Annotated in this window: 5 protein-coding genes, 1 tRNA gene and 1 other RNA gene; 1 reads left to right on the forward strand and 6 read right to left on the reverse strand. The window is 26.6% G+C overall.

What is annotated here, in order from left to right; genetic code table 11:
- Positions 1–7 precede the first annotated feature (7 nt).
- From galU to rnpB, 5 genes are all read right to left on the reverse strand, one after another.
- Positions 8–883, reverse strand: coding sequence for a UTP--glucose-1-phosphate uridylyltransferase GalU (gene galU, locus KGF38_RS16375; RefSeq protein ID WP_054271278.1), 876 nt, complete (start codon positions 881–883; stop codon positions 8–10).
- Positions 884–1075: 192 nt separating this feature from the next.
- Entirely contained in the window at positions 1076–1396 is a 321-nt protein-coding gene (locus KGF38_RS16380) for a hypothetical protein (RefSeq protein ID WP_054271279.1), read from the reverse strand.
- Positions 1386–3377: a hypothetical protein gene (locus KGF38_RS16385; RefSeq protein WP_074178545.1), complete on the reverse strand. Its 1992-nt coding sequence runs from the start codon at positions 3375–3377 to the stop codon at positions 1386–1388. The genes KGF38_RS16380 and KGF38_RS16385 overlap by 11 nt, the downstream gene beginning before the upstream one ends.
- Before the next feature lie 123 nt (positions 3378–3500).
- Entirely contained in the window at positions 3501–6053 is a 2553-nt protein-coding gene (locus KGF38_RS16390; protein ID WP_074178546.1) for an SPOR domain-containing protein, read from the reverse strand.
- 276 nt (positions 6054–6329) lie between these two features.
- Positions 6330–6666: RNase P RNA component class A (rnpB, locus tag KGF38_RS16395), an RNA gene on the reverse strand.
- Positions 6667–6796: 130 nt separating this feature from the next.
- On the opposite strand from rnpB, the gene srtB reads away from it, so the two are divergent.
- On the forward strand, positions 6797–7480 hold the full coding sequence (gene srtB / locus KGF38_RS16400; RefSeq protein WP_054271282.1) for a class B sortase: 684 nt from the start codon (positions 6797–6799) through the stop codon (positions 7478–7480).
- A 153-nt stretch (positions 7481–7633) separates the two neighbouring features.
- Here the strand turns inward: srtB and KGF38_RS16405 are convergent.
- Positions 7634–7708, reverse strand: a tRNA-Thr gene (locus tag KGF38_RS16405).
- Positions 7709–7841: the final 133 nt, after the last annotated feature.

Raw genomic sequence — 7841 nt, forward strand, 5'->3', positions numbered from 1 at the left:
CTAATATTTATTTTTCACTTACTTTTTTTCTCATATAATCCATTAAATCATCTTTTAGATTTTCTCTTTTTAATGCAAAGTCTATTGTCGCCTCTAAAAAACCAATCTTATCTCCTACATCATATCTTTTTCCTTCAAAGTTATATGCGTAAATAGCCTCTTGCTTCCCTAGAGTCTGAAGCGCATCTGTCAGTTGTATTTCTCCACCTTTACCAGGTGCTTGCTTCTCTAATATATCAAAGATTGCAGGCGTTATTATATATCTTCCAAGTATAGCTATATCTGATGGTGCTTCTTCAATTGCAGGTTTTTCAACCATATCCTTAACTTTGTATACTCTCTCTTCTATATGTTTCACATCTAATATACCATATTTATTAGTATCTTCTTTAGCTATCTTTTGTACACCTAGAACAGTTGTTTTATACTCATTATAAGTATCTATTAATTGTTTTAGGCAAGGAACTTTTGAGTCTACTATATCATCACCTAATAATACAGCAAATGGTTCATCACCTATAAAGCTTTTTGCACAGTAGATTGCATGTCCAAGACCTTTTGGCTCTTTTTGTCTTATATAATGAATATTTACCATATTTGATATATCTCTTACCATTTCTAACATCTCAGTCTTACCTTTTTGTTCTAATTCTAACTCTAATTCAACTGATTTATCAAAATGGTCTTCTATAGATTTTTTATTTCTACCTGTTATTATAAGAATTTCTTCAATCCCTGATTCTATAGCTTCTTCTATTATATACTGTAAAGTTGGCTTATCTACTATAGGAAGCATTTCTTTGGGCTGTGATTTTGTTGCTGGTAAAAACCTAGTCCCTAGCCCTGCTGCTGGTATTATCGCTTTTTTAACTGTCATCTGCATTTTTTCACCCTTCTTCGTAAATTTTCTCTTGTACCAAATTAATATACCATATTTATACTTTTTCTTCAAATTCTATATTATCCCAATAATTAATATCTTAAGACCATATAAGGTAGATGAAATTTCATCTACCTTTAATTTTATGAGTTAATATATTATTGTTTATATTTTTATCTAAAACTTATATAGGCACTAAATTTCATCTAAGATACCTTTAATATCACTATCTATATCATCATCCAAATAAGAATCTAAATCTTCTAAATCAACTTCTAGTTCTTGATATGTCATATCAACACTTACATCTTCATCTATATCCATTTCAGATATCAATTCTCCTAAAATACTATTTCCATCAGTATCTAAATCTCCATCTATATCTTCACCTATATAATTTTCATTTAAAATTTCATCTAAATCAATCTCATAATAAACTTCATTATTTTTTTCATCTCCTGAGTTTAATCCTAAAAACTCATAGTTAAAATTCCAAACATTGTATTTACTTGACATACTTTATTCCTCCTGTGAAAAACATATTTTCATCTAGTTTATTTGCTCCATAATCAACAGAATTATATATTTTTTCAATTATGTCTTTTCTTCTTTCATTTGTTCCATTATTTAATGTCAATTGTCTAAATACATATGTATTTGTTATTCTTTCGAATAATATTTCTTTTATACTGTCATCATTGATATTTTTGTAGCTTTTCCATAAAACTTCAAATAACTTAAACATTTCCCTACTAGTTTCATCCACATAATAAGGATACATATTTTCCACCAAATGATTTAATCTAGATATAGCTTGTTTTAAAAATACATCAAGACTTGCACTTTCACTTTCCTTTAGCATTCTATAATTATATTTCTTCTTATCCTCTCCTGATATTACAAATATAATGTTGTCTAAGCTTTTCTCAACTTCATCTAAATAACTACTGATGTTGTATGATAAATCAAATAATAAATTTTTAATCTGCTTAAATACCTGCATATCAAGCTTAACATTATATTTTTCAAATAACTCTATTTCTTGATTTTCTAACATCCTTGGCATATAAGCTGATAATAAGTCTAAATTGTTTCTTTGTTCTTGTACTTGCTTATAAAGTTCATTTATAACATCTATTCTTATTTCATCATTTAATTCTTTTTTGAGAACTTTATCAAACTCATACTTCATATAATAAATATTTCCAAAGAAATTAAATATTATCATATCATTCATAGCTTTAGACCAGTTTTTATATAACACTTCAATGGATGTATCTTTAAGTAGAGGTTGTTTTGCGTATATAAATACATCTTGCATAAGTTTTTGAACCATATTTTTACTTAGATTCAAAGTTAGTTTTTGATTATTAAATTTTATTTCTGTTTCTACAAAATTAGAATTTTCACTTTCAAGCTCTTTATTAATTACAATATCTTTTACATCACTATTTTTTATAGATATGATTTCTTTTTGAAAAGACTTTAGAATAGTCAGGCTATCGAAATCTTCTTGAATAAAAAATGGAGCATGTTTTAATGTATATCCTACTATTTCATTTTCTATATCATTTAAATCATCTATTTCCATAAGTTCTTTATTTTTATCATTTATGTGTAAGTTGAAGACATTCTTATTGTCGTATAATATAATATCTTCTCCAAGATTCAACTTTGAACAGTTATCTCTTGCTGACTTTACAATAGTCTTTTTAGACTTCTTATTTATAAAAATTAATTGTTCTTGATATTTTACTAAAAGCATATTTGTGTTTTTGTAATCAAATCCATCTATATTTCCTGATATCTTACAAAATACTATATCACAATCTTTAGGTAGGTTTCCTATTTTTTTATTATCTCTAACCTTTTCATTTAAATCAGATGGAACTATATTCTCTATATTGTTATTGAATATAGATACAGACCTTACTATAAGTCCTTCTCTTTCCATATGAAAATAGCCTTTTAAAGATACCCTTTTATCTTCTAAAATATATCTTTCTATATCATCAAAGTTTATTTCAAATCTATTTTTGCCACTAATAAATATGAACTTCTCATTATCCTTATTTATTCCACCCATATAAAACTTATTGTCATCTAAACTTAATATAGTCATATTATCCTTTAGATAAAATATAAATTCTCTTTGACTCTTACAAATTAAATCGTATTCATCCACAGTTATTTTCATAGTCAGATTTGCTGTAACATTCTTACTTGAATTTTCACTTTTTATATAAAAAGGTAAGTTATTTCCATAAACAATTATGTTAGAACCTTCTAAAACTGCTTCTAATTTTTCTTTATTATCTGAAAAACTATATATGTATTTTACTCCTGTATCATCATTAACTTCATCTGCTTTGCTAATTATTATATTACCTAAATTTGTTATATGAAGTTTTTTATATTCTTTTGAGTATCTACTGATACCATTAAGCTCAAAGCCATCTGAAAGCTCATATATGATTTTTTCTCCTAATTTCAACATACCTTCACCACCTAAACAAAATTATAAGTATTCTTTAAAGGTGAACAAAATGCCTCAAAATAAATAATATCCTTTAATACTCTTTATTTTGAGACATAATTTCTCCTTATTTTTTATAATATCCTAAGCACCTTCAACTATTTCTTCATAAAGTTTATCTAAATGTTTAACATATTCACGATATCCAGATTTATTTCTTAACTCACTTCTTAAATCTTCATATTTTTGTCTAAGTTCTTCAGCACTCAATGAAGGAGCTGATTCTTTCAAATCTTCTAATTTATAATCATAATACTTATCATACATCGCTATATATGTATCAATAGATTTCTTAGCTAACTCATTACATTTTTCTTGTGCTTCTCCATATTGAGAATAATCACCTATTTTTATTTTATAATATCCATTTTCTTGAATTATTGTTGAAGAGATACCTTTAGCTTCATATTCTTTTGCTGTTTCTTTTGCTGTTTTCTCAACTTTAAGTGAACCAGCATAAACAGTATAATACACACCTTTACCATCTTTATATGCTTCCATTTCTGCTGCTTTCTTTTCAGCTTTTGCCTTCTCTTCTGCTTCTTTCTCAGCCTTTGCTTTTTCTTCTGCTTCCTTTTTCTCTTGCTCAGCTTTTGCTTTTTTCTCTTCCTCTGTTAGTTTGTTGTTAGCCTGTTGCTGAGTTGATGTTTTTGGAGTAACAGCTTTCTCATTTTTCTTGTTATTACCTACTGTTATAAAGTAACCCACACCAACAATCGCTACTATAACTACTGCTATAATAGTTTCTTTCACTCTGCTCTTCTTAGAACCTACTTCTTCTTCATCTACAAAATCATCTTTATTTGATTCATGATTTTTAATTTCTACCTTATTATCTTTAGATTTATTATTAGAGGAATGTTTTGATTTTTTATTACCTCTTTCTTTCTTATTAATAGGTATTATTACTGACTTTTCACTCTCTGACTTTTCATTTTCTAATTTTTCTTCTTTTACTATTTTCTCTTCTGAGTCTTTACTTTCTTTTTCAAGTTTAGATTCACCAATTAAAGATACTTTTTCATCTAAGTCATTATCTATCGGTTTTTCTATTTTTACACTACGTTCTTCTTCTAGTTTTTGTTTTACTTCTTCTAATTCTTCTTGCTTCATTTCTTTTGACTCTTCTTGATTATTTTCAATAGGTTTATCTAAAATTACATCAGAAGAAATGTTATCTAAATTATTTTCTTCCTGCTCAACTTCTTGTTCAATTTTTTCTTCTTTATTTTCTTTTTTCATGAATCCAAATAATTTAGATTTCTTTTTGCTCTTTTTATTTTCTGATTCAGTTATATCTTCTTTATCAATATTATCTTCTTTATCTGCATTTTCTTTTTCTTCTACAACATCAATTATATTTTCATCACGATTATCTACTTCTTCTTTAGTCTCATCTTTAACATCATCTTCTATAGAAATACTACTTCTAAAACAAATATCTTTATCTGCATTTTTTATCATATAAATATATTCTTCAATGTCGATATCTTTATTTTTTCTAGTCCTTTTTGATGCAATCTCATGATTTTCTAATTCATTGTAGCTGTCTTTTATTAGATTATGGGCTTCATTCCATACATCGTCACTAATTTCTGTTTTATTTTTAATTACATAGTCTACAAATTGCTTAAAATTCTCAGCACCAAATTCTCCAATTATAGTTAATCTCATTGCACCTTCTATAAGGTCTCTATTTCTTCTCTTTAAAAATTCTAACGCAATTGTTGCACAAACAAAATCTTTAATAGTATCTTTACCAAAGCCATATCCTTCAACAGAATGAAGCTCTTCTAAGCCACACAACTTCTTATATTCATTGTTTATAGTTTGAGATATACTCTCATTATTTAAACTATTTAACTTATCCATAAACTTTAAGTTTATATCATTTGTATTTGATTCCTGTTCTACACTTGATTTTTCAACTTCATTTAATAATGTATCATTTTCTGAATTATCTTTACCTAATTGTAAATCTTCAATTTCTGTTGCTTTTATTTCCACTCTATCTTGTCCACTATTTTCTTGCTCATTCTTAGATACTACATCTTTATTACTAGCTAATATCTTATTTACACAGAATATAATCTCTCTTTTTAATTCTCTTTTGGCATCAGCTTGATTTTTAAGAAATAAACTTCCACATTCTTTCTTTTCTAAACTTATCTTCCTAAGTGATATGTTAAGAAGGTCTTTATATAAGTTTAAAACCTTATAATCCTTTTCTAAACGTCTTCTTCTCTCTGATAGTTCCATTTTATCATATGCTAAAAAACTATTTAAATCATTGGCTTTTAGAGAGTCTAAACCTTCTTTCATCGCCTTATTTACATACTTTCTACATTTAGCTGTAGTTAATTCTAAATCTTTTTCTAATTCATCTATCTCAGGTATGTACTTATCTACTATCCATTTTCCAATAAGTGGTTCTGTATTTCTTGCTAATGTCTTATAAAACAATATATTAAATTTTAAAAGCTCAGCATATTTTGCTTCATTAAATTCTACTTTTTCAAATTTCTTTTCCAAAACACCATCTAATTTTTCATTTATCTTAGACTCTTGTTTTAAAAAACTTGCTGTGACATTTAAAACAGTGTTTCTTATTATATTATTTTCACTCAAAACCTTCACTCCTTAAATCAATTATTTTATTGTAATATTCACATTGTACAAAGTCGCTAATTTGATTATGATATTTAAATAATTATCTATTAAATTTGCTACATCTTATATCATATCATATTATTTACATCATTTTACTTTTTCTTTTTACATCTATCTTATATTATACCATTTTTAATATCTGTACTAACTTATATTACAATATTCCTCAAAATTTTAAAAGTAGATTAGACAAATTTACAAATAAAAAAACATCAGTTTAAACTGATGTTTTGACTATCAAAAGAATTAAGCAAGTCTATAAGCGGAGTTCTGTATTAGATAATCATCTTTCTAGGCTTATTGTCACCAATAAGCTCAAGCGACCTACCTACCGGAGAGTACGAGCAGCACTCTTCATTCCTATCTTGGTCTTGCTCCAGGTGGGGTTTACATAGCCAACTAGTCTCCTAGCTGCTGGTGAGCTCTTACCTCGCCTTTCCATCCTTACCACATAAAAGTGGCGGTTTATTTCTGTTGCACTATCCTTAGGATCGCTCCCACTAGGCGTTACCTAGCACCCTGCTCTATGGAGCTCCGACTTTCCTCATGTAAGACTACATGCGATTATCTGGCTTACTTAATATTCATTTTACTTAGTTATGTTAACATAAATTTTTCAATATGTCAAAGACATATTATACTAAAAATTTAAATTTCTTCAAAAATAGTGTAATATAAGTATATAAACTATTTTGACTTGAGGTGAAATATTGAAAAAATCATATAAAATAATAATTAACATCATACTAATATTAGTAATAATTTACAGCGGATTTAATATATACTCAAAACTTACCAAATATAATCATGACACTAAAATATCCTCTGAACTTCAAAAAAAAGAAGATAAAAAAGAGGATTTATCAAAAATAAACAGTGATTTTAAGTTTTGGCTTTCTGTTAAGAATACAAATATAAATTATCCAGTTGTACAATCTAAAGATAATTCTTATTATCTAGATAAAGATTTTTATAAAAAAGATTCTATTTCAGGTACATTATTTATGGATTATAGAAATAAATCTCTTGAGGACCAAAATGTCATAATATATGGACATAATATGAAAAATAAAACTATGTTTAATAATCTAAATAATTTTAAAGATGAAACATTTTTTAAAGAAAATAATCAAATAAAAATTATCATTAATGGAAAAGAATTTTTATATGATGTCTTTTCTGCTTACATTGTAGAATCAGATTATGACTATTTAAAAACAAGTTTTAACAGTGAATCAGATTACCAAAATTACATAAAAGATATTACTTCTAAATCATTGCATAAATCACCTATTAAAGTTAATGTTAATGATAAAATAGTCACACTTTCTACTTGTACTTACGAATTTGACGATGCTAGAATGGTGATTCATGGTAAATTAGTTTCAAATTAGAGATATTTCAAAACTTCTAGACACAGTCTAAAATACTTATTTTAGACTGTGTTATTTTCTATGTAAATAACTCATAAATTACTAAAAATATGTACTATAAAATAATATATATTAGACAATAAAAAAAGACTATGTCAAAAACATAGTCTTTACTGGAGCTGGTGATAGGAATCGAACCTACAACCTGCTGATTACAAGTCAGCTGCTCTACCGTTGAGCCACACCAGCAAACTTATTTTTTTAAATTAACACTCTAAAAACTACACATATATTTTACTGAATGGACATCAAATAATTTGGTCAAGTCCTCGACCTATTAGTATCGATAAGCTAAATACATTGCTGCACTTACACCTTCGAC

The sequence above is a fragment of the Clostridioides sp. ZZV14-6387 genome, from assembly GCF_020657835.1.
Classification (GTDB): domain Bacteria; phylum Bacillota; class Clostridia; order Peptostreptococcales; family Peptostreptococcaceae; genus Clostridioides; species Clostridioides difficile_A.